The organism is Bradyrhizobium sp. SZCCHNR1002 (assembly GCF_032381435.1).
In the GTDB taxonomy this organism is placed as follows: domain Bacteria; phylum Pseudomonadota; class Alphaproteobacteria; order Rhizobiales; family Xanthobacteraceae; genus Bradyrhizobium; species Bradyrhizobium aeschynomenes.
The window spans coordinates 823239-844043 of record NZ_JAUHIS010000001.1; the positions used below are offsets into that span (position 1 = coordinate 823239).

The following is a 20805-nucleotide window of genomic DNA, read 5'->3' on the forward strand; positions in this document are numbered from 1 at the left end:
TACGCTGAAACCACCATGCCGACAACCGCTTAGCGAACGGTCACTGGATTCTGACCACAACTGTGTCCGCCGCGCCCGTGGCGTCGATGACGGTGAGGCGGGCAAAGCCCGGCCCAGGCGGGTCGATCAGGCGCTGGCGCCGGCTGTCGATCTCGCCGACCGGCAGGCCGTTCACCAGCATCGTCAGCGGCAGCACGCCGCCCGAGACCTTCACGGGCATCACCGACGCTTCGGGCCCTGCGGAACGGTCGACGTCAATGCGCGAGCCGTTCAGTGGGAACTGGATGTGCGGCGCCTGCTCCGCGCCCGTGCGCACGAGTTCACCGACCGGCCGGAACCGACGCAGCGGCAGCGGCAACTTTGAATTGCTGGCGACCAGCGCGCCCTTGGGCGGCTTCGGCAGCGCCGCCGTCAGCTTGCCCGAGCGTGCGAAAGCGTCGAACAGGATCGGCGCCGCTGCCACGCGGCCGATCAGGCCGGGCACCGGCGCGCCATCGGGACGGCCGACCCAGACGCCGATCGTGACGCGGCCGTCGAAGCCGACCGACCAGGCATCGCGATAGCCGTAGCTGGTGCCGGTCTTGAACGCGATGCGGTTGCGCGCGGCATTCTCCGGCGGCGGCGTTCCCAGCAGAACGTTGCCGACCTGCCAGGCGGCTGCCGGATCCATCAGCCGCATCGGCTCGCGCGCGTCGTCCTTGTCGTCGGCGGTCATGATCTCGCGCAGCGGCCGGGTGGTGCCGAGCCGCGGGAAACCCGCATACAGCTGGGCGAGGTCCTGCAGGGTCACGCCGACGCCGCCGAGGCCCATGGCCAGACCCGGGGCCTCGTCCTTCGGCAGCACCAGATTGCCGCCGGCCTGTTTCAGCCGCGACGACAGCCGGCTGGCGCCGACGCGGTCGAGCAGCACGATCGCCGGTACGTTCAGCGACAGTTGCAGCGCCTTGCGCACCGGCACCGTGCCCTGGAACGTCATGTCGAAATTCTCCGGCGCATAGGAGCCGAAGCGCACCGGGCGGTCCTCGATCAGGCTCTCCGGATGCACAAAGCCGTCCTCGAAGGCGAGGCCGTAGATGAACGGCTTCAAGGTCGAGCCCGGCGAGCGCACCGCGCGGGTCATGTCGACCTGCCCTGCCCGCTTCTCGTCGAAATAATCCGCCGAGCCGACATGCGCGAGCACGTCGCCGCTGTCATTGTCGATGACGATCATGCCGACCGAGACGCTCGGTCCCAATGCGATGGCGCGGTCGCGCGCCAGCGGCTCCAGCACCTTCTGCAACGAGGCATCCAGCGTCAGCCGGATGACCGGCTGGTCCTTGATGGCGGCCGACGCTTGGTCCGCGGCGTGCGGCGCCAGGATCGGCATGGGTTTGCGGAACGCCGGCACCGGCTGCGCCTTGGCCTGCGCGGCGTCCTCCGCGGAGATCACGTTCTCCGAGACCATGCGGTCGAGCACGCGGTCGCGGCCGCGCCGCGCGGCCTCCGGATGGCGGTCGAGCCGGCGCGTCTCCGGCGACTGCGGCAGCGCGACCAGCAGCGCAGCTTCCGCCAGCGACAGCCGCTTCGGCTCCTTGCCGAAATAGGCGATCGAGGCTGCGCGGATGCCTTCGAGATTGCCGCCGTAAGGCGCGAGCGTGAGATAGAGATCGAGGATCTCGTCCTTGCTCAGCTTCCGCTCGAGCTCGAGCGCGCGCACGATCTGCCTGAGCTTGGCATGCAGCGAGCGCTGCCGCCTGGGCTCGAGCAGCCGCGCCAGCTGCATGGTGATGGTCGAGCCGCCGGAGACGATATGGCCATGCGAGCCAAGCTGGATCGCGGCACGCGCCAGCGCGCGCGGGTCGACGCCGTGATGGGCGAAGAAGCGCTGGTCCTCATAGGCGAACAGCAGCTTCAGATAGGTCGGGTCGACATCCTTCTTGGCGCTGACCGGCAGCCGCCACCGCCCATCCGCCATCGCATAGGCGCGCAGCAGCTTGCCGTGACGATCGACGACCGTGGTGGAGACGGCTTTTGCCTCGCGCAGCGGCAGCGGGCCTAGGGAGATGGTGTAGACGGTGAGGGCCGTCGTTATGACCAAGATCAGCAGGAGCGCAAGTGCCACTAGACGTTTTGCGACGCGCCCTCTCCTCTTGTCATGCCCGGGCTTGACCCGGGCATCCACGCCGTCCTCGCGCGCGGCCGTGGATGGCCGGGTCAAGCCCGGCCATGACGACGGAGAGTGGAGCTCCGTCGTGCGTCCATCACCGCTGGTTCCACCCTCGCTCATTTCGCCGCGCGGACCTCCACCGAGCCCGTCCCGGTGCGACCATAGCGCGAGGGATTGTACATGTCCTCGACATAGGCCTGCGGCAGCACGTATTTGCCGGGCGACACCGCACGGACGATGTAGGCGACCGTGAACACCGCCTTTGAGTCCGCGGCGCGGTCGAGCGCGGCGGTGAAGCGGTCGTCGCGGAACTCGGTATTGACCGGCTCCTGGCCGTCCTCGATCCAGTCCAGCGTGCCGCTGTCACCCGACGACACCAGGCGCGGATTGTCGATCTCGAGCCCGGCCGGCAGATAGTCTGACACCATGATGTGCCCATATTCCGGCTTGGCCTCGGTGACCTTCAGTACCACCGCAAAACGGTCGTTCTGCTTCGCGATCTTGATGTCGGCCGGCTTGCCGTCGAGCGTGTAGTAGCTGCGCTCGATCTTGAAGCCGTTGGAGGCGGCCGGCTCCGGCGTCAGCGGCGAGCCGGACACCGAGACCACCGCCTGCACCGGCGCCTCGCCAGTGTTGGTGATTTTGAGCGGCTGGCCTGACAGCTCGGCCGCCTTGTAGCTGCGGTACAGCGCCTGCTTCACCGCCTGGCCGTTGACGTCGAGCACCAGCGTCTCCTTGGCGAGTGCGCGCGCCGCCAGCACCATCCACGCATTCTCCTGCGTCGAGGTGTACGGCGTCAGCCCGCGCGCCGCTTCGACGCGGGCCACCGCCTGCGTGAGCGTCGCGCGCGGTGCGTTGCCCTCGCCCGCCAGCGACACCAGCGCCGCGGCATCGCGCAGGTCCGAACCGTAGTCGGTGCGGCCGAACACCAGCACCGGCTTCGGCGCGAGGCTGTCGGCGGCGGCGCCATAGACCCGCTCGGCGCGGGCGCGGTCGCCGACCAGCGCCAGCGCGGCGGCGAGCTGCGCCTTGGCAATTGGAGTTGCCAGGTTGCCGAGCTTGGTGTCGGCGAGATAGCGCAGGTCGCCGATCGGCGCCGCGCCGTTACGCGCGAGCACGTAGAGGCCATAGGCGAGATCGCGGCCGCCGGTCTTCTCCGGCTCTTCGGCATTGACCACCGAATTCCTGACGCGGTCGAGCGCGCTCTTGAACAGCACGTCCGGCACCGCAAAGCCCTTCTCGCGGGCGCGGGTCAGGAAGTCCGTCACATAGGCATCGAGCCAGGGATCGTCACCGCCGGCCGACCACAGGCCGAACGAACCGTTCGAGCCCTGCCGCGCCAGCAGGCGATCGATGGAGTCGCGGATGCGCTGGTCGACCTCGGTGTCCATCGCGAGATGGGCACCGGCGGCGAGCTCGTTGACATAGAGCAGCGGCATCGCGCGGCTGGTGATCTGCTCGGAGCAGCCATGCGGATAGCGGTCGAGCGCCTTGAGAATCGTCGCCGCGTCGAGCGCGGTCGACAGCCCCGCCGACAGCGACACCGTGCCGGTGCCCGCCACGAGATCACTGAACATGTCCGACGTCAGCGTCAGGCTCTCGCCCTTGGCCAGCGTGCGGATCGAGCGCCGCGCCAGCACCTGCGTCGCCGGCTTGACATCGAGCTGATAGTGCCGCGCCAGCGACAATCCATTCGGCCCCTTGATGTCGACATCGAGCTGCGCCGTGCCGGTGCCGCTCGCATCGAGCGGCAAGGTCGAGGACCCCCGCTGCTTGGCCGCGAGCTTGAGCGTCACATTGGCATTGCCGGAGACCTTGACCGGCCCGCTCGCCTTGACGGCCACGACATAGTCGCCGGGCGCGCCCTCGACATTGTCGACGTCGAACGACAGCGTGCCACGGTCGCCGGAGAGCAGGAAGCGGGGCAGGGTCGCGGTCAGCACCACGGGATCGCGCACGGTGACGTCGACATTGGCGTGGCCGACCTTGGTCGCGCTCCACGCCACCGCCATCACGCGCGCCGTGCCGGCGAACTCCGGAATGTCGAAGCTCACCTCCGCCGTCCCATCAGACCCGACCGTGACGATGCCCGAATACAGCGCCAGCGGCTTCTGCGTCGGCGGCGAGCCCTGCAGCTCGGCACCACCGCTGTCACCGCCGGAGCGGATCTGGCCGCGCGAGCCCTGCATGCCGTCGATCAGCTGGCCATAGAGGTCGCGGATCTCGGCCGAGAGCTGGCGCTGGCCGAGATAATAGTCGTCCGGCGCCGGCGGCTTGTAGTTGGTGAGATTGAGGATGCCGACATCGACCGCCGCGATCACGATCTTGGCGTCCTCGCCAGGATTGAGCCCGCCGATCTTGACCGGGATCTTCAGCGCCGAGCCCGGCCGCACCAGCGCCGGCGGGCTCAAGGCGACGTTCAACGTACGCACTGACTTGTCGATACCGAACCACGCCAGCCCCAGCGCCCGCCCCGGCATGCGCTGCGCGGCCGCATCGAGCGGACGGCGGAGCGTCGTCACGACATAGGCGCCCGTGCCCCAGTCCTTGCCGACGGCGAGCTTGACCTGGTTGGTGCCTTCCTTGATCTCGGTGGTCTGCGTCGTCAGCAGCCGGTCGCCGAGCACGTTGACCGTCAGCTTGCCGGCGGTGCGCGCATTCACCGTGACGACCATCGTGTCGCCCGACTGGTATTGCGGCTTGTCGAGCGAGGTCTCCAAGAGATCCGGCGTATCGGCGCTACCCTCGGTGTACCAGCCGACGTCGAACTGCAGCGAGGTCACCGGACCATCGGCATCGGCCGACTTGACGTCGAGCCGGTAGCGCCCGGCCTCCGGCTGGAAGCTCAACCGCGCCGGCTTGTTCGCCGCGATCGTGACGTCGCCATCGCCGACGCGCTTGGTCGACTTCACCGGCTCATAGGCCCAATAGGAATTCTGCCGATACCATTGATAACGCGACTCGATCTTGAGCAGCTCATAGCGCAGGCCATTGCGCGCCAGCGTCTTGCCCTCGGGCGAGACGAACACGACGTCGAACTCGGCCTTGTCGCCCTCGCCGACGCTCCTGCCCGAGAAGGACGGCTTGATGCCGATCTGCGCCGCCTTCGGCGCCACCGGCAGGGTCAGCTTGCGCTCGACGGCGCGGCCGCCGGTCTCGGCCATGCGCACATAGATCTGCGCCTCCTGCGGCCGGCTGGAGGATGGCGGCTTCGGCAGGCTGACCGGGAAGGTCGCCGCGCCCTTGTCGTCGGTCTCGGGCATGCCCTCGATCGGCGTGCGCTCGTTGGAAGCGCTCTCCTCGTCGGCGACGCCGAACTGATAGCCCGGAAAACCCGGCCGCTCGGCGGCGGTCGTCACCAGCAGGTCGCCCTCGAGCTGGAGGCTCGATGCCGGCGCGCCATAGAGGAAATGGCCGTCGACCTTCACCTCCACCGGAACATCCGCCTTGATCTGCTTGTCCTTGGACGACAAATCAAATTCCAGCCGTTCGGGAACGTAATCCTCGACCATGAAGGTGGTCTCGCCGACCGCCGTTCCCTTGGGATCGGTGAAGGCGCGCACGCGATAGGTCCCGGTCGGCACCGCCGAGTTCAGCGCCACGCTGAGCGAGCGCCCGCCGGCGCCCTGGTCGGGCAGCACGGCGCGGCGGAACTCGACGCCGTCGGGACGCTCGACGACCAGGGTCAGCGGCGTGCCGGTCATGGCGTTGCCCTTGCCGTCGCGCAGCAGGGCTGTCAGGTAGACGGTCTCGCTGGAGCGATAGACGCCGCGCTCGGAATAGACGAAGGCATCCGGCCCGGCCGGCGCCTCGCGCCCGGCGACGCCGCGATCCGACAGGTCGAACGCCGTCGTCTTCAGGCTCAGGAAGGCGTAGTCGGCCTTCTCGCCGGACACCGTCAGCATCGCCGGCGACAGACCGCCCTCGCCGCGCGCCAGCCCCGTCTCGAACAGCACGTGGCCGGCCTCGTCGGTCTTGCGCGTCGCCAGGATCTCGTTGTTGCGCGCCACCAGCCGCACCTCGGCACGCGCCACCGGATCGGTCGACGCCAGCGAGTTCACGAACACGTGGATGCCGTCATTGCCGGAGAACGCGGCGACGCCGAGGTCGGAGACGATGAACCATTGCGTGGCGAGCTGGCCGCTGTCCTCGTCGCTGTTGCCGCTGGCCGGGCCCTTCGGCGCCGCCGTCATCACATAGACGCCGGGCTGCATGTCGCTGATCGCCTGGTCGACCGGGAACGCGGTGGTGACGTCCTGGTTCAAGGTCATCGCGGTCGAGAGCTCGCCGCTCCACACCTTCATGCCGCGCTGGTCGCCGAGCTCGCTGAGCTGGTAGCTCGACAGCGGCCGCTGGAAATCGCTGTCGATGACCGTGTTGATCAGGTTGCGGTCGCCGATCCGGAACACGCTGACGTTCACCGCCGGCGTGTTGACGCTGACCAGCGGAATGCCCTTCTGCCCGGTGCGCGGCAGCACATAGGCCTTGCCGGTGAAGCGCACGAACGGCTTGCGGTCGCGGACATAGATGTTGAACTCGGCCGATTTCGGCAGGCTCTCCTTGACGCCAGAGGGCAGGCCGGCACGCAGATTGATGTTGTAGCGCTCGCCGTGCTTGAGTCCCTCGACGCAGAGCTGCTTTTCCTCCGAGGTCAGCGCCGGCTTGTCATTGCCGGCCTGCGCCACGAAGGGCGAGAAGTCGGTGCGCTTGGCGAGATCCTCGGAGAACTGGAAGCAGGCGCGCGGGCTCGCCGAGTCCGAATCCACGGTGTAGTCGAGCAGCTTGAAGCCGTGCTCGTCGCGCATCCGCTCATAATGTCCACGGACATCCGCGACCTCGCGCAGCTCGAGCGACATGCGCAGCGTATCCAGCGCCGGCCGCCACAGCTTGCGCTCGGCCATGGTCTTGCCGAGCACCGCGAGCGCATCCGCCTCCTCGCCGGCATTGCCGGCGCGCTGATAGGCGATGTAGGCCGCCGTCGAGGCGCGCTCCAGCAGGAAGGTCTGCTCGGACGTGTTGATCGGCTTGATCTGGTTGAGCACGGTGCGCGCCAGCCGCAGCCAGTTGCCGGAATCATCCGGCGCCGCGGTCGCGATCTGGCCGAGGATCTGCAAGCCGGTCCGCAGGTCGTTCCGCCGCAGCGCCGCGTCGGCATCGGTCCGCAAGGTCGCCAGCGGCTTGTTGACCGCCCCCGCCTCGCTCTTGATCTGCGCCTCCAGCTTGATGGCGGCGTCCGCCAGATCGTCGCGCTTGAACGCCTTGTCGGCCGCGTCGGCCGAACCGGCGGCAAGGACGAGGCCGAGCGCCATAGCGGCGCAGAGGACGGCGGCGCGAACCAGACCGATCATGGGACAGCTCCTTGCAAGGATCTTTGGACGGATCTTTGGGCGGCTCTTCGGCACGAGCGGAAGGCCGTGCGTGTTTGGCCGATTCGTGGCGAGAATGGACGCGAAATGGTGACGGACTGATGGCAGCGGTTGCAGCGCCAGACTAGCGCCCCGCCGTGGGGGGCGGCCATCGGCGGGCGGTCCGGCCGGAAAAATCTGTTCATCAACGGCAATTCACAGGACATGGCATACCGGCAAGGCCCGCGGCGGCCGTCAACCGGCGCCACGACACGGAAACGAGGGCGAGCGCCCTCCTCCGCCTCCGCTTGGTCGCGCCGCGCCCCGTTCCGGTTCGGCCGGACTTGGCGAAACCAAAGATTTTTCATATGACCCGTGCTATGGATTCCGCGCCGGCCGGCATCGCCCGCCGGCACCGATCCCGTGAACCGTCCGGCAGGTCGTTCACGAACCGGCCGTTCACGCCGTGACGACGGTCCCATAGCTCAACTGGATAGAGTAGCGGATTTCTACTCCGCGGGTTGCAGGTTCGAGTCCTGCTGGGATCGCCACCTAACTTTTGCAAAAGCGCTGTGAAAACAGAGACTTTGGGGAGCTTCGCTGCTCCGCCTCACACTGCCCGAAAGCTGCTCCGGATCACCGGCCGACATTACGCCAGCGCGCGAACAGGATCTACATCGAACAGATCACGATGGCCCTCGAGCGGAAGGCGCACAGCCAACGGGATACAAGGCTGCTCCAATAGGGCCCCGCGCCGTGTCTGGCTACAGGAGATCACGACCTATGTTAACCTGATTGTCAATCTCATGAGAATTAGCACCCGGCCGAAATCGAGCCATAAGCTACACAAATAGGCCTAAACTGATGATCGATTCAATTACTCTATACTTCACCGGAAATTCTGAAAAACTGCAAATTTGCACACAAGGCGTCACCATCCTTGTGGGAGCCAACAACTCTGGGAAGAGCCTCGCTCTTCGCGAAATTGAGATGCAACTATCAGGCTCCCGTTCTAGCTCAACGTGTCTTGTCAAAGATTTCGAACCGAAATGGCCGACCTTGGAAGAATTCGACATTGCGCTCGAAGGCTTCAAAGCCCGAGCCCCTCAAGAGATACGAGTTGCTGAGGGCGCAGCGGTGCTTACTCGCTACGAAAGACGCGGAGAACTTGTTACTACAAATGTTGACGTCCGCCATCTTCGCGAACAAGTCGGCGCCCAGGTAAACAAACATTTTGTCGCCTCGACTTTCTTTCGCAATTTTCTAGTTAGCCTCGATGGCCGCACTCGCTTCGAACTCACAGATGACCTTCCGCGAGGCGACCTTCTCTTGCCTGCTCGAAATATGCTCGCCCATCTCTTCAAAGATGATCCGTTACGGGCGAGAGTCAGAGAGATCATACACGATGCGCTAGGTGTCCACTTTACAATTGACGCACTCTCTTCCGACCAACTTCGCATCCGATTGTCACCAACACCACCGCCAGACGTTGAACAAAGTCTCAACGCTGAAGCTCGCGAATTTCATTCACGCGCTCAATACATAAAGACTGCAAGCGATGGGGTACAGGCCTTCGTGGGCATCGTATGCGCTACTCTATCGGGAGACTATAAAGCTATATTGATAGATGAGCCAGAAGCGTTCCTACACCCCCCTCTTGCACGTCGGCTCGGCTATGAACTTTCTCGCAATTTGAAGGAAGGTGGAAGCCTGCTCGCAGCAACGCACAGCTCGGACTTCCTCGTTGGCTGCCTCCAGGCATCAACAAATGTCCGCGTAGTCAGACTGGAATATTCCGACGGAGAATCAAGGGGGCGCATCGTCGATTCCGCTACCTTATCTAAGATGTTCAAAACCCCGCTATTTCGAAGCACTAACGTAATCTCCGCACTATTTCACGATGGTGTCGTCGTGACGGAATCAGACAACGACCGAGCATTTTACGCTGAGATCTACTATCGACTATCAGAACAGGAAAAAGGACTCCCTTCTCTGCTCTTCGTAAATGCTCAAAATAAGCAGACAATTCGAGACCTTGTACGACCACTTCGCGAATTTGGCGTGCCCGCCGCTGCGGTAGTTGATATTGATATTCTCAAGGACGGAGGCAGCGACTGGATTCAATGGCTAAAGGCCGTGCGTATCCCAAACGCGATGCATGTCGGCCTAGCCCACCTTCGAGCTTCGCTTCACAACATCTATAAAAGCCATGGGATGGATATGAAGGAAGGGGGTGTAGATCAGCTTGATAGACGCGACCAGGCAGCAGCTCATGAGTTGTTCGATCAGCTTCAACAGTATGGACTTTTTGTAGTTCGCAATGGCGAACTCGAGTCTTGGCTCGCGGAACTCGGAATTCGCTCTAAGAAGTCCAACTGGACGGTTGAGATGTTAGATCGGTTAGGGGGGAACCCAACCGACTCAACCTACGTTCGACCGTCGGAGGGTGACGTCTGGCAATTTATGCGATCGGTTGTCGCGTGGGTGAAGATTGCTTCGCGCAAAGGCGTCGACTGAAGAAGAGTTGCCCCGGAATGATCGGCCAAGGAGCTCCTTAGATCACGCTAACGATCTGATATTATTTATGGATGCCGCTCACGCAGGACGAATTCTACTCGCGGGCAGGTTCGAGGCCTGCTGGGATCGCCACGCGGGCATCGTGCCGATGAGTCCCTCAATTAGACACCGGGCCGCTGATCTCGGACTGTGCGGCGAGCCCTCGCCGGCGGCATCATCATTTGGATCGAACGCCGGCTTCACCAGCTCGGGCCGCGAGATACGAAAGCCCGGCGGGATCGTCCGGCCGATTCGTCGCACGCCCCTCGTTCAGGTGTCGGGCGCCAGCTGAAACGCACCCGCCTCCTCCACGCGCTTCACGCCGGGGACGGACCGCAAGGTCGACAGCTGGGACGGATCAATCGAACCGGTCACGATCGCCAGCCGGGGCAGGACGCGATCGACCGTGACCCCTGCGTGGCTGAGCTTGCCGAGCAGAACGGCGTCGTCACCGGACACCGGCTCGCCCATCAGGATCGTCACAATCAGTTTCATCGCGTTGCGCCTCCTCAAGGGAGAGTGGATCACTCCCTGGCATCTGCCGCAACTCCGACGACCTGCGGTAGCTTCCGAAAGGGCAAAGATAGGACAGTACCGCGCGATCGCCGGACCCAAGACCACCGGCCGACGAGCCCACAAACCCGTGCGCAGCCAACATCCAACCGGGACATTCCATCGCCGTCTCCCGCAACGCCAGCCGTCGTCACCGTAACGCCATGCTGCCGCCGCGGCCGGCCTTCATGTCTGAATGTTGCGGGAACGGCGGGGAAGGCCTAGGCATGCGGCCCAAGAATCATTGGCGGGACCGACTCGTGGTCGGAGGGTTGATTGGCAACGCATGAAGCACTTCGGTTCCTGGTGAGGGTCTTGCGATCCAGGTATCGCGACCACCGGACCGAGCTGGCCGAGCTGCGGCGAAACATCAGGCCCGGCGACATCGTCTGCGACATCGGCGCCAACAAGGGCAGCTTTCTTTATTGGCTCGCGCAATGGTCCGCGCCGGGGCGTGTCATCGCCTTCGAGCCGCAGCCGGAGCTCGCCGCCGGATTGTCCCGGCTCTGCCGCAGGTTTTCGCTCGACAACGTCGTCGTCGAACCACGGGCCGTTTATTCGTCGTCGAGCAGGAAGACGCTGTTCGTGCCCGAGGGGCATCAGCCCGGCGCTTCGCTGCTGGAGCCTGCCGAGACCTCGACGGCGATCGAGGTGCAAACGACGTCGCTGGACGATTACCTTCCAGAAACCGGCAACGTCTCCGCGCTCAAGATCGACGTCGAGGGCGCCGAGCTCGACGTGCTGCGCGGCGCCGAGCGCACCTTGCGCCGTTGTCGGCCGCTGATCGTTGTCGAGTGCGATCGCCGTCTCGCCACGCTGGACCGGGTGAAGGACACCTTCTCGCTGCTGCGCGGCCTCGGCTATGCCGGGGAGTTTCTCAGCAAGGGCCGGCTGCTGCCCTTGTCTGCGTTCGATCCGGAGATTCACCAGCGCGCTGACGGTGAATGGTTCTGGAAGCGAAAGGACTATTGCAACAACTTCATCTTCAGGAACGCGGAGGCGCGGGCGCCATAGCGGGATGGCGCGAAACCGACCCGCGGCCGAACGAAACCGTTTCCCCTGCCCCACGACAACGTCCGGAAACAGAAGGCCGGCATCCTCCTCCCACGTGATCAACCGGTGGGGCGACCGATGTCCGCAGTGCTGAATTTCATCTTCGAATCCTACTGCCTGAGCTGCCGGGCGATGTTCCCGGAGCTGGATGCCGATCGTCCGGCCGTTACGGACTGAGAGTCGCGGCCTCGGATCGCCGGGACATCACCTGCGCACGCGCCACACCGCGATCTTGGCGGACGGGCCGACATCCACCGGCTCGAGAAATCCGGGCGTCTCGCCTCGAAACAGCATTGCCTCCAGGCCGTTGGGAGCGCGCCCCATCACCAGCCGGTTCGGCGCGGTCCGGCAGGTGACGACGTAGTCGACCTGCCGGTCCAACAGGATCTGATGCGCCAGCAGACCTGGCGCGAGCATCAGCTGGAAGAATGCAAGATTGCCGTCATTGTTGCGATGATACGGGGCGGCAAAGACCTCGTGGTCGGTCTCGACGAGAATGGCGGGGCCGATATCGGTCGGCGCCATCACGCGTCCCTTGGGAAGTCGCCGCATCGGCGTGGCATCCGAAACGCTCCGGCACATCGTCGCCGGGTCGTCGAACACCAACGGCTCCCACTTGAAGACAGCGGCAATCAGCGGCTTGGCCGTGCCGGACAGCGTCGCAAACATCGCCGGCGAGACGACGAAGGCCAACAGCACCAGATTGCCTCCGATCGCGAGCGATGGCCAGAGCACCGCGACCCCTGCCGCGAACACCGGCGCAGCGACCATCGCAGCCCCGGCCGCCCCGCGCATCTCCCACAGGCTCACTCCGAGCAGCGAGGCGAGCGTCAGGATCACGATCACCCAGCGGAACCGATCCGACGGATCGGAGCGCAGCAACGCCCCAACGGCGACCCCCAGCGCAATCACGGGACAGGCATAGAAGCCGAGCGCCTCTTCCGGACCGAGCCGGAGCATCTTCGGCAACGAGATCGTCTCCTGCACGTTGTCGAGCCATAACGAGACGACCAGCGGATCGAGCTGCGCGTACGGAAACATCAGGGACTTTCCGAACAGCAGATAGGATGCCGCCAGCAGAGCGGCCGCAACTCCCATTGCAGCGACGAGGCGCAGCGGCGGGCTCGAGCGAACACGATCGAGCCCGACCATGAGGATCAAGCCGGCCCCGCCGCCGACCGTCAACAGCAGCAGCGGCCCGCCGAGCGCGTCCATGACCGGCGCCGCCAACGTGGACAGCGGGAGCAGAAGCAACGCGAAGCCCAGGGATGACGCGGCGAGTGCGCAGGCGAACGCCGAGACCTGTCGCGCGACCGGCGCGCCCCGCCAGATGAAGAGACCGGCCACGGCAACGCTGACCGTCGCGATCGCCGGCAGCATCTCAACGCCGACGGCCAGCGATGCCGACGCCGCAACGCCGGCACATGCGGCCTTGAACGCGCTGCGCTCGATCTGCAGCGCGAACAACATCATGGCCAGCACCAGGACGATCTGCGCGTTGTGATGATCGATGCTGCCCGGCCGAAAATGCGCCAGGGCCGGCATTGCCAGCATTGCCAGCACCAGGGCTCCCAGCATCGCCGTCGGCGCACCGCCGCTCATCTGCCGGGCGATTGCAGCAACCAGCGCGAGCGCGACCGCAAACAGCAACAGCGGCCATAGGGTCAGCGTCACCAGCTCGGCCTGGTGCGTTCCCAGCAGAGGTTTCAGCAGCAGGATCGAGAGGGCCAGCGGCAGATCGATCAGCCGCGACCAGTGCATCAGGAGGCCGGGCGGATCCAGCCGATATTGGTGGAGGTCGGACCAGGCCTGGCCATTGATCAGATCGCGAACCTCGACCAGTCGCATGGCGTCGTCGGTCGACATGGCATCCAGCACGCCGGTCTTGATCCAGAGCACCTTGATCGCGAACGCGGCCGCAAGTCCGAGCACTGCGACCACGAGGCCGGCGCTCCACCTTCGCCGCTCCTTTGGAACAAGGCTCGAAGCTGAAACGAGATCTGACATGCGGAGCCCATCAATCTGCGAGGCGATGACGACCGACGTGCCCCTCGTTGGCGGCACCTGTGGCGATGGTCCGCGCAAGGTTCGTGGCGATCAGGTCGCGCTCGACGGCCATCGGGCCGGACCCCGGCCAAGCCGTCCTCGCTCGCGTCAGCGCGCCATCCACCCCACGCAACGTTCAATCCCATGACTACGGCTCATTGCCTAAGGTAGCGTGAACGGTAGCCGGTCCGGCATCGGGCTCCCGCGGCCATCGGGGGGCCAATCGCCCTGCCTGCCACGCCGGAACGTCCGAGAAGCCCCCTGCAGACCGCGGTGAACGCCGCGCGGCCAGCCTGCGCGGGACCCGCCGAACCATCCGGACATGGTGTTAAGCTTTCCGCTTCAGCTTAACGGCGGCTTCCGTTTGACGCCTGCGGCTGCATCCGCCACGTCGTCACTGGTGGAGCTTTTGACATGTTCGAACTGGCCATTTTCAGCGCATTTTGTTTGATTGCCGCCGTTGCCCTCGTCACGATCTACCAGCGGCGGCAGGACGTCCTTTATGGACCTTATATCGAGGACGTCTCCTGGCCTCCGGCTCGACCTGACGACAGCATCGGGGCATCGTCCTGAGCCAGGTGATCTCCAGGTGATCTGATGATGGGGACCGGACCTGTGAGCAGGCTCGACACCGTCATGCCCAAGCGCCCGCACTGGGCTGGCATCACAGGCCGACGCGGCCTCCGGAATCGCTGAGCAACGCGTCCAGCCGGTCCGGACTGATGCTCTGGCCGCCGGGCGTCTCGATGCTGACGCAGGCGGCGCCCAGGCGCAGATAGGTGTTGGCCGTGAGCAGCGCATCCTGCGCGCTGCGGCACCTGATGGTGGCGATCGCGCTGACACTCTCGGCCCGGACGGTGAAGGAGGCAGCAGCCATGAAGGAGAAGCCCGTTTGCCAGCGGCGGCTGAAAGGAAGCCGGAGCTTATGCAACGGGACCCGACGGCCTCATTGAGCTGGATCAAACCGCGCGGGCGATGGTGGCCGCGCCGTCCTCAGCCTCGGCTGAGCGACAGGCTGATCCGGGTCACCAGGCCGTCCCAATCGCGCTCCCAGGCCCGGGGATAGTTGATGAGAACGCAGTGCACGTAACGGTCGACGAAGTTGCAGCGGTTGTACCAGACGTAATCGCCCTTGTAGCTCGACACGGCGAAGAAGCGTGCGGTGATGCGCTTGTACTGGATGTTCGGTGGAGGGTTCTTCCTGGCGAGGAACCGCGCCGGCGAATCCCCGGTGTCGTTCGCCATCGACTGCACCGTGAGATTGGCGCGGCCGTCGGCGGTCTGGAAGCGTTGGCCGTAGCCGTCGGGTCGACCGGCCATGTCGCTGAAGACCGAGACGGGAATGTCGACCGAGGTGCCGGTCTCCGGGATGCGATAGGTGCTCCAGCGTACCGGCTCGGCCTGTGCGCCGGCGCTCCAGCAGACGGCGCATGCGAGCGCGGAAAGAGCCTTGATGATCGATGTCATGTCTGTCGTTCCGAACAGCCTGGGAAAGCCGCGACGTTAGCTCAGCTTCGCGGCCCTGCGAAGGCACCGCTACAGTCTCGCCGGACGAACGCACGGCAACGCCCAAGGTTCATGGCGCGCCCCGAACATCCAGCGGACTCGCCGCTCGGCGCGGCCAAACGCGGTGTCCGCCCGGCCCTGCCCGTCGGCCAAATCGCCCTCCATCGCGCGCGCCATTCCCCGCCGATTTCAATGCAACGCGGACCATTGATGCCTGCGCGCGGAACGTCATTTCACGAGTGCGCTCAAGGTGATTTGGGCTGTCCAGTCGTCCGCGGAAAAATATCGTTGTTTCCTTTTTTCGGAATTCGTGTTGACTGTCTTCGTCCCGCCTCGCAGCAGAGGGGCGCATCGCGATCGTCACGAGCGTTGGGTGCGGGATACGATGGGCGCAGCGGACTGCAGCATGCTGGTCATGCGGACGAACAGTTCATTGCGCACGGTCAAGTCGCGCGGTCCTGATATCCCGACGCTGATATCAAGGTTGTGAGCTCGACGAGGGCTCCGACCGATGGTGGCCAGAAGCCGGCGCACCAGGGAGAACGCGAAGCAGCCGTTAAAGCCATTGTGCAGGGGAGGCCGGGAATGTCCGGCTGCGCCTGTGGTTCCTGCCCCGTGCAATCTTTCCGCACGGGGGCCGCGGGTGTCAGTGGATGCCCGGCCTTCCCTGCGCCCTCCTCTTCGAACGAGGGCAAAGCGACTGCCATGACTCGGGCATAAGGTGCCGCGAGAGCGCCAACGCTCGGCCGGCGCAACCTCCCCGCCATGCCGACGCCTCACCTGGGCTCAACGCGAGACGCGCGTGGGATACGACCTCGATGAATATGCGGCTGTTGTTGGATGAGCACATCCACAGAGAGAATTCCGAAGCGACCTTCCGTCGACGTCACTCACATGATACCAGTCATGCCACAGATGCTGGCGACCTCGTGGCGACAACGCCACAGGGGTTAATGCCTCGCCACATATTGGCCGAGCGCGCGACATGCCGGCCCTATACTTCGAGTTGCTTTTGCAACCCGCGCGACGGACGGGCTCACTGGCCGTTCGCAACGATCCGGCCGGGCAGGCCAGGATCGCTCGGAATGCTTTCCCGACAAGAATTAAGCTTACCAACGTGCGCGGCTGCGCCTCGGCAACCTGGCAACTTCATTCAGCAGCCGAGACGTGCAACAATACTATGCGCAACTAATATCAACCTGAGATTTAATTTACTGAACATTTACTTTCCTCAACTTTGCCCCAAAAACTGCACGATGCTGGGTTCCTCTTTCACAATTAGAACTCTTCTGGAGCCCTACAAAAACACCGCCCCAGAACGGGTTCTAACAAGCCTCGAATATTCTTTCATCACTCACTCTCCGTCTTCGTTTCGCGTACAGAGGTCCAACCATGACGACACTGACCAAGGCTCTCCCGACCCATCTCGAAGAGACGCGCATCGACTCCGAGAAGCTGCGGACGATTCTGATGCTTTGCGGCGCAACGGCGTTCGGCTTCATTCTTCACGCCACCTACGGCCTCGATCTCAGCTACGCCTTCTTCTGATTGGATCAGCCTTCCGGCCGCGGCTGGCGGGCTTTTCGTTCCGGACGCGATCGTCGTCCGTCCCGGCTCGCGGGGTTCTGGAATCAGCCCCGCGCGTCGTTTTGTCGAAGCGCGACGCGTGTCACGCGAGAATGTTGGCAGAGGCCCGCCACCCCAGGCTGATCGCAATTTTGCACAGGCTGGACGCGCCGCTCCCACAATTCCGCCTTGACCACGGGACACGCTGAGGGTGTCGAGACTTGCGGTTGCTTGAGGACGAGTAGCGTCATGCGTTCGCCAGTATATGATCTGTATCAGATGAAGCAGGACCGATTGCCGAAGGGAGCCCGTTCGGCTTGGCTGAGAACGCGGCCGAACGAGCCACCGGCCTCGGCGGATGATTGGGTGTTCGTCGGCAAGGAACGCCACCCGAGCCGGTGGACCATTGCCGAGATGAACGAGAAGGGCACCTGCTATCGTGAGATTCCGATCTGGCTGTCGAGCCGGCGGAGCATGATGGCCGGATCAGCCGCCGACGGCAGCGTGCAGACGCCGGCGGCCTGAGCGCGGAGCGCAGCCGGGACGCGGGGGTCAGGCGAGCCGGACCCCGTAATAGTCGTCGACCTTGCGGCCGGTCGCGAGATCACCCCAGTCCCACTCGCGCTCGTCGGAATATCGCGGCGCTCCTCGGAGCTGGTCCTCGGTGACTCCCGTGACGTAGCCGCCGAGCCGCGTGTCGTATTTCAGCGATTGCCACGGCAGCGGATAGTGGTCGTTGCCGAGACCGAGAAAGCCGCCGAACGCGAGCACGACATAGGACACGCGACCGCTCAACTTGTCGATCATCACGCGCTCGATGGTGCCGATCTTGTTGTCGTCGGCGCCATAGACTGACGTCCCCTCGACCTTGTCGCTTCCGATCAGATTGCCATATTCACGCTGCTCGAGCATCGATGTATCGACCATGGATGTCATTTCGGCCTCCACTCCTGCAAAGAAAAACGTCAGCCCGCGCCGGATGTTCCCATTCGCGCGGGTTCAGCGGGATCCTGGCGCCTTGCGGTCCTTGTCCTCAGGACGCCCCGTCGCCTCACGGCTCGGCGCGTCGGGCGACGTCGTCTGATGTGCGAGTTGCGCCCGATCCTTGTCGGCAGGCTGCTCCTCGCCACGACCTGTTTTGATGATGCCTTGGCTCGTCCGATCCATCCCAGACCTCCTTCATTTTCCTGTCAATGCAGCACATCCAGCGGAACGCGGCAGATCTCGTCGCCCTCCTCATTGGTGACCAGAACCGCGTAGTTTTGATTGCGCAGCTCGGGATGATCCGAAACCAGCTGTCGCGCGATCACGTCGGCCGAGTCCATTGCCTCGACGTCGCCGGGCAACTCGACGTAACGATCACCAGCGATCGATTCGCTGTTCGTCAAATCAAAGTGATAGAACGGCATGATCCCATCCGAGCCTTGCATCGCGACGCTCCAACCGCGCGACGATCCGCAATCGAGATTTCCCTGACACGACGCGTGCTGGCGGCATTCGTTCCCTGCTGAGCCAATACGTCTCAGCACCATCAGGGCGCAGGATCGATTGCGACGGCGTGCATCTTCGACCTCGTGAACGAACGTTCACAGCGGTCGCCGGTTGGTGATCACCATCATGAGGAGAACCCGAATGGCAGACCAACGCAGACATTCGATGTCGCGCCGTCAAATGGTCGGAGGCAGTGCGACACTCGCAGCCGCCTCATTGACATCAGCACCGGAGGTGACTCCGGAATGGGCCGCGCGGCAGCGATCGCCTATGCGCGTGAGGGCGCCGATGTCGCCATCAACTACTATCCGACCGGAGAGCCCGCTGCGCAGGAGGTGGTTGCGCTCATCAGGGCCGAAGGACGACAGGCGGTCGCCATTCCCGGCGATCTGCGCGATGAATGCTTCTGTCAGCAGCTGGTCGCACAAGCCCTCGAGGCGCTCGGCGGTCTCGACATCATCGTCAACAACGCGGCGCGTCAGCAGACACGCCAGTCGATCCTCGACCTGTCATCCGAGGATCTTGACGCGACGATGAAGACCAACATCTACGCCCGTTCTGGATCATCAAGGCCGCCCTGCCCCACCTCAAGCCCGGCTCGGCGATCATCGGCACCTCGTCCGAACAGGCCTATGATCCGTCTCCAGATCTCTACGACTATGCGCAGACCAAGGCCGCGACGATGAACTACGTGAAATCGCTCGCCAAGCAGCTTGGACCCAAGGCATTCGGGTCAATGCCGTTGCACCGGGCCCGATCTGGACGCCCCTGCAAGTCTCGGGCGGGGCGACGACGGAGAAGCTGGAGAGTTCGGCGGGCAGACGCCGCTTGGTCGGCCAGGACAGCCCGCGGAGCTGGGATCGATCCATGTTCAGCTGGCTGCAGCAGACGCGAGCTACGCCAATGGCCAGGTCTACGGATCATCCGGAGGGGCGGGACAACCGTGAGTCTGTCCCCTCACCTCAGATGTGGGTCACGGGTTGCGGAAGCGAATAGGCTTCCGTATGGACCTGGCGGATTGTGGTCAGCGCCGCGGCCGCGGAGGCTACGCTGAAGGCAGTGAGCAGTGCGATGAGAACGATACGGGGGGCCATCGTGAAGTCCTCCATTCCCGATCCGATCTTCCAAGTCTATTCGTGGAGCGGCTCGCCCCTCCGCGGCAATACCGGAGCGACCTCGCCGTCGAGCCAATCCTGTTCGTTCGCCAATGCGTGCCAGCCCTGGGCCATGCGCGTATAGCGACGAAATGCCGGATCACTCTCGGCTCGCTCGGCGAGGTTAAGGCAGTTGTCCGCGTTTTCTCTGAAGAGATCTGACTGTTTCATTTGAACTACCTGGGAGCCCCGCCGATCTGACGCAACCGCGTTACGTGATATTAATGTTGAGCGGAACTTGCAGGCGCCGCGGTCATTGTCGGAGGATGCGTTACTCTGTCGTCCTCACCGCCACCGTAGTTCTTGCGTGCCTGTCGCCTTGTGCGGCCCAGCCAGAGACGGCTTCGCATGGCTCCTCGGCCGCTGCAGCTCCCACAGCCTCGCAGCTGATTGCAAAATTGAACGAGTTCAACGCATTTCAGAAGAACGCGTATGACCGTACTGCGTCGCTCGACCGATCGGATCTCACAAGTGCCGCCTCGGTGCGGGCGGAAGCTGCGGCACGACGTGCCCGTGCGCTTGCCGCGCTCGAGATCAGCACCGGAGTGAGCGCTTACCCGGCGTCAAAGCAGTCGCTCGGAAGGGAAACCATGCTGGCCGACGTGAGTCCCACGGATGGGACGGATTTCGTCCGCCAGTTCTATGCAGCAGAAATTGCGGAGTACGAGACCACGATCGCGGTTCTGCAAAGCTATCTCACCGCGCCTGACAATCAGGAGGTCAGGCGCTTCGCGATTGTGGAACTCACAGATCTGCAGATCGAGCTGAACGACATCAAGAGCGCACTCGCGGAAAAATAGCCAACCCGCGCTCAGCGCCGGCTTTGGTTCTGCTGGGCGGGCGGCCTGACGCTGCCATTGCTCTCCGGCATCTTCTCCCGGCCCTGATCTCCATTGTCGTCGCGGCCGCCCGAGGACGACGACTCGCTTCCGCTGGGATTGTCTCTGGCAGCCTCGGAGGTTGGCGCAGACCGCGGATCTTCGGAGCTTGCGGCGGGGTCGCCCGTCACGGAACCAGGTCCGCTTGGCCCTCCCAATTGAGCGAGCGCCAGGGCGACGGCAGGACTCAACGAAATCGTGTTCTCATCAGCTTCTCCTCGCCTCAACCAAAGCCATTGAGTTCCCCCGTTCCAAGAGATCTGGCGCAGCGTCCCACGGACTGAAATTTATTTGGAACGATTGACGATGGAGTGGGTTGAGCCGCTTGTGCCATCTCCGACGGGTTCCAATTGTTGCGAGAAACGGCATCCGGCTTGATTTGAGATGTTGCCGCGGCTTGTATGCCGCCCGCAAATGAGACTCGGATTCTTGCCGGCACGCATGCTGCCTCGGGGGAACTTGATGAGCGATCTCGATCCTGCTGATAGTCCGTTGCCGGGCCGGCAAGGCTT

The 20805-nt window shown here is 64.2% G+C and carries 16 protein-coding genes, 1 tRNA gene and 1 pseudogene; 8 read left to right on the forward strand and 10 right to left on the reverse strand.

The features are described from left to right. Positions 1 to 40: 40 nt before the first annotated feature. Together pbpC and QX108_RS03680 are read right to left on the reverse strand one after the other, a co-directional pair. Entirely contained in the window at positions 41 to 2266 is a 2226-nt protein-coding gene (gene pbpC, locus QX108_RS03675; RefSeq protein WP_315778729.1) for a penicillin-binding protein 1C, read from the reverse strand. Further along, positions 2263 to 7494: an alpha-2-macroglobulin gene (locus QX108_RS03680; RefSeq protein WP_315778726.1), complete on the reverse strand. Its 5232-nt coding sequence runs from the start codon at positions 7492 to 7494 to the stop codon at positions 2263 to 2265. Before QX108_RS03680 ends, pbpC begins: the two co-directional genes overlap by 4 nt. 471 nt (positions 7495 to 7965) lie before the next feature. Between QX108_RS03680 and QX108_RS03685 the strand changes: the two genes are divergently transcribed. Beyond that, positions 7966 to 8042, forward strand: a tRNA-Arg gene (locus QX108_RS03685). Positions 8043 to 8355: 313 nt separating this feature from the next. Further along, complete coding sequence (locus QX108_RS03690; RefSeq protein ID WP_172133127.1) at positions 8356 to 10008, forward strand: ATP-dependent nuclease; 1653 nt, start codon at positions 8356 to 8358, stop codon at positions 10006 to 10008. Positions 10009 to 10317: 309 nt separating this feature from the next. Here the strand turns inward: QX108_RS03690 and QX108_RS03695 are convergent, their stop codons facing one another. After that, a complete protein-coding gene (locus tag QX108_RS03695; RefSeq protein WP_315778724.1) occupies positions 10318 to 10542 on the reverse strand; it encodes a hypothetical protein in 225 nt (74 codons plus the stop codon). 333 nt (positions 10543 to 10875) lie between these two features. Here QX108_RS03695 and QX108_RS03700 point away from each other — a divergent pair, with 333 nt between their 5' ends. Continuing rightward, a complete protein-coding gene (locus tag QX108_RS03700; RefSeq protein ID WP_315720201.1) occupies positions 10876 to 11613 on the forward strand; it encodes an FkbM family methyltransferase in 738 nt (245 codons plus the stop codon). A 243-nt stretch (positions 11614 to 11856) separates the two neighbouring features. Here the strand turns inward: QX108_RS03700 and QX108_RS03705 are convergent, their stop codons facing one another. Then, positions 11857 to 13593 (reverse strand): hypothetical protein, encoded by a 1737-nt coding sequence (locus QX108_RS03705; RefSeq protein WP_315778721.1) that lies wholly within the window; start codon positions 13591 to 13593, stop codon positions 11857 to 11859. 519 nt (positions 13594 to 14112) lie between these two features. Between QX108_RS03705 and QX108_RS03710 the strand changes: the two genes are divergently transcribed. Next, positions 14113 to 14271 (forward strand): hypothetical protein, encoded by a 159-nt coding sequence (locus QX108_RS03710; RefSeq protein ID WP_172108745.1) that lies wholly within the window; start codon positions 14113 to 14115, stop codon positions 14269 to 14271. A 91-nt stretch (positions 14272 to 14362) separates the two neighbouring features. Here QX108_RS03710 and QX108_RS03715 read toward each other — a convergent pair whose 3' ends face one another. After that, a complete protein-coding gene (locus QX108_RS03715; RefSeq protein ID WP_172108743.1) occupies positions 14363 to 14575 on the reverse strand; it encodes a hypothetical protein in 213 nt (70 codons plus the stop codon). Between the two features lie 116 nt (positions 14576 to 14691). After that, the gene (locus QX108_RS03720; protein WP_315778718.1) at positions 14692 to 15165 is read right to left on the reverse strand and encodes a hypothetical protein; all 474 of its coding nucleotides are present in this window, start codon (positions 15163 to 15165) and stop codon (positions 14692 to 14694) included. A gap of 1431 nt (positions 15166 to 16596) precedes the next feature. Between QX108_RS03720 and QX108_RS03725 the strand changes: the two genes are divergently transcribed. Both QX108_RS03725 and QX108_RS03730 read left to right on the forward strand, forming a co-directional pair. After that, complete coding sequence (locus tag QX108_RS03725) at positions 16597 to 16752, forward strand: hypothetical protein (RefSeq protein WP_012043977.1); 156 nt, start codon at positions 16597 to 16599, stop codon at positions 16750 to 16752. A 267-nt stretch (positions 16753 to 17019) separates the two neighbouring features. Further along, the gene (locus QX108_RS03730; RefSeq protein ID WP_315720204.1) at positions 17020 to 17295 is read left to right on the forward strand and encodes a hypothetical protein; all 276 of its coding nucleotides are present in this window, start codon (positions 17020 to 17022) and stop codon (positions 17293 to 17295) included. A gap of 27 nt (positions 17296 to 17322) precedes the next feature. On the opposite strand, the gene QX108_RS03735 is transcribed toward QX108_RS03730, so the two are convergent. Both QX108_RS03735 and QX108_RS03740 read right to left on the reverse strand, forming a co-directional pair. Beyond that, positions 17323 to 17706 (reverse strand): PRC-barrel domain-containing protein, encoded by a 384-nt coding sequence (locus tag QX108_RS03735; protein WP_409998479.1) that lies wholly within the window; start codon positions 17704 to 17706, stop codon positions 17323 to 17325. Positions 17707 to 17960: 254 nt separating this feature from the next. After that, positions 17961 to 18179: a DUF6894 family protein gene (locus tag QX108_RS03740; protein WP_172108733.1), complete on the reverse strand. Its 219-nt coding sequence runs from the start codon at positions 18177 to 18179 to the stop codon at positions 17961 to 17963. A 138-nt stretch (positions 18180 to 18317) separates the two neighbouring features. Here QX108_RS03740 and QX108_RS03745 point away from each other — a divergent pair. Further along, positions 18318 to 19208, forward strand: a pseudogene (locus QX108_RS03745) (SDR family oxidoreductase). Positions 19209 to 19223: 15 nt separating this feature from the next. On the opposite strand, the gene QX108_RS03750 reads toward QX108_RS03745, so the two are convergent. Both QX108_RS03750 and QX108_RS03755 read right to left on the reverse strand, forming a co-directional pair. Then, positions 19224 to 19355: a hypothetical protein gene (locus QX108_RS03750; protein WP_315778715.1), complete on the reverse strand. Its 132-nt coding sequence runs from the start codon at positions 19353 to 19355 to the stop codon at positions 19224 to 19226. Positions 19356 to 19391: 36 nt separating this feature from the next. Continuing rightward, complete coding sequence (locus tag QX108_RS03755) at positions 19392 to 19586, reverse strand: hypothetical protein (protein WP_315778713.1); 195 nt, start codon at positions 19584 to 19586, stop codon at positions 19392 to 19394. Positions 19587 to 19813: 227 nt separating this feature from the next. On the opposite strand from QX108_RS03755, the gene QX108_RS03760 reads away from it, so the two are divergent. Continuing rightward, positions 19814 to 20215, forward strand: coding sequence for a hypothetical protein (locus QX108_RS03760; RefSeq protein WP_315778711.1), 402 nt, complete (start codon positions 19814 to 19816; stop codon positions 20213 to 20215). The last annotated feature ends 590 nt before the right edge of the window (positions 20216 to 20805 follow it).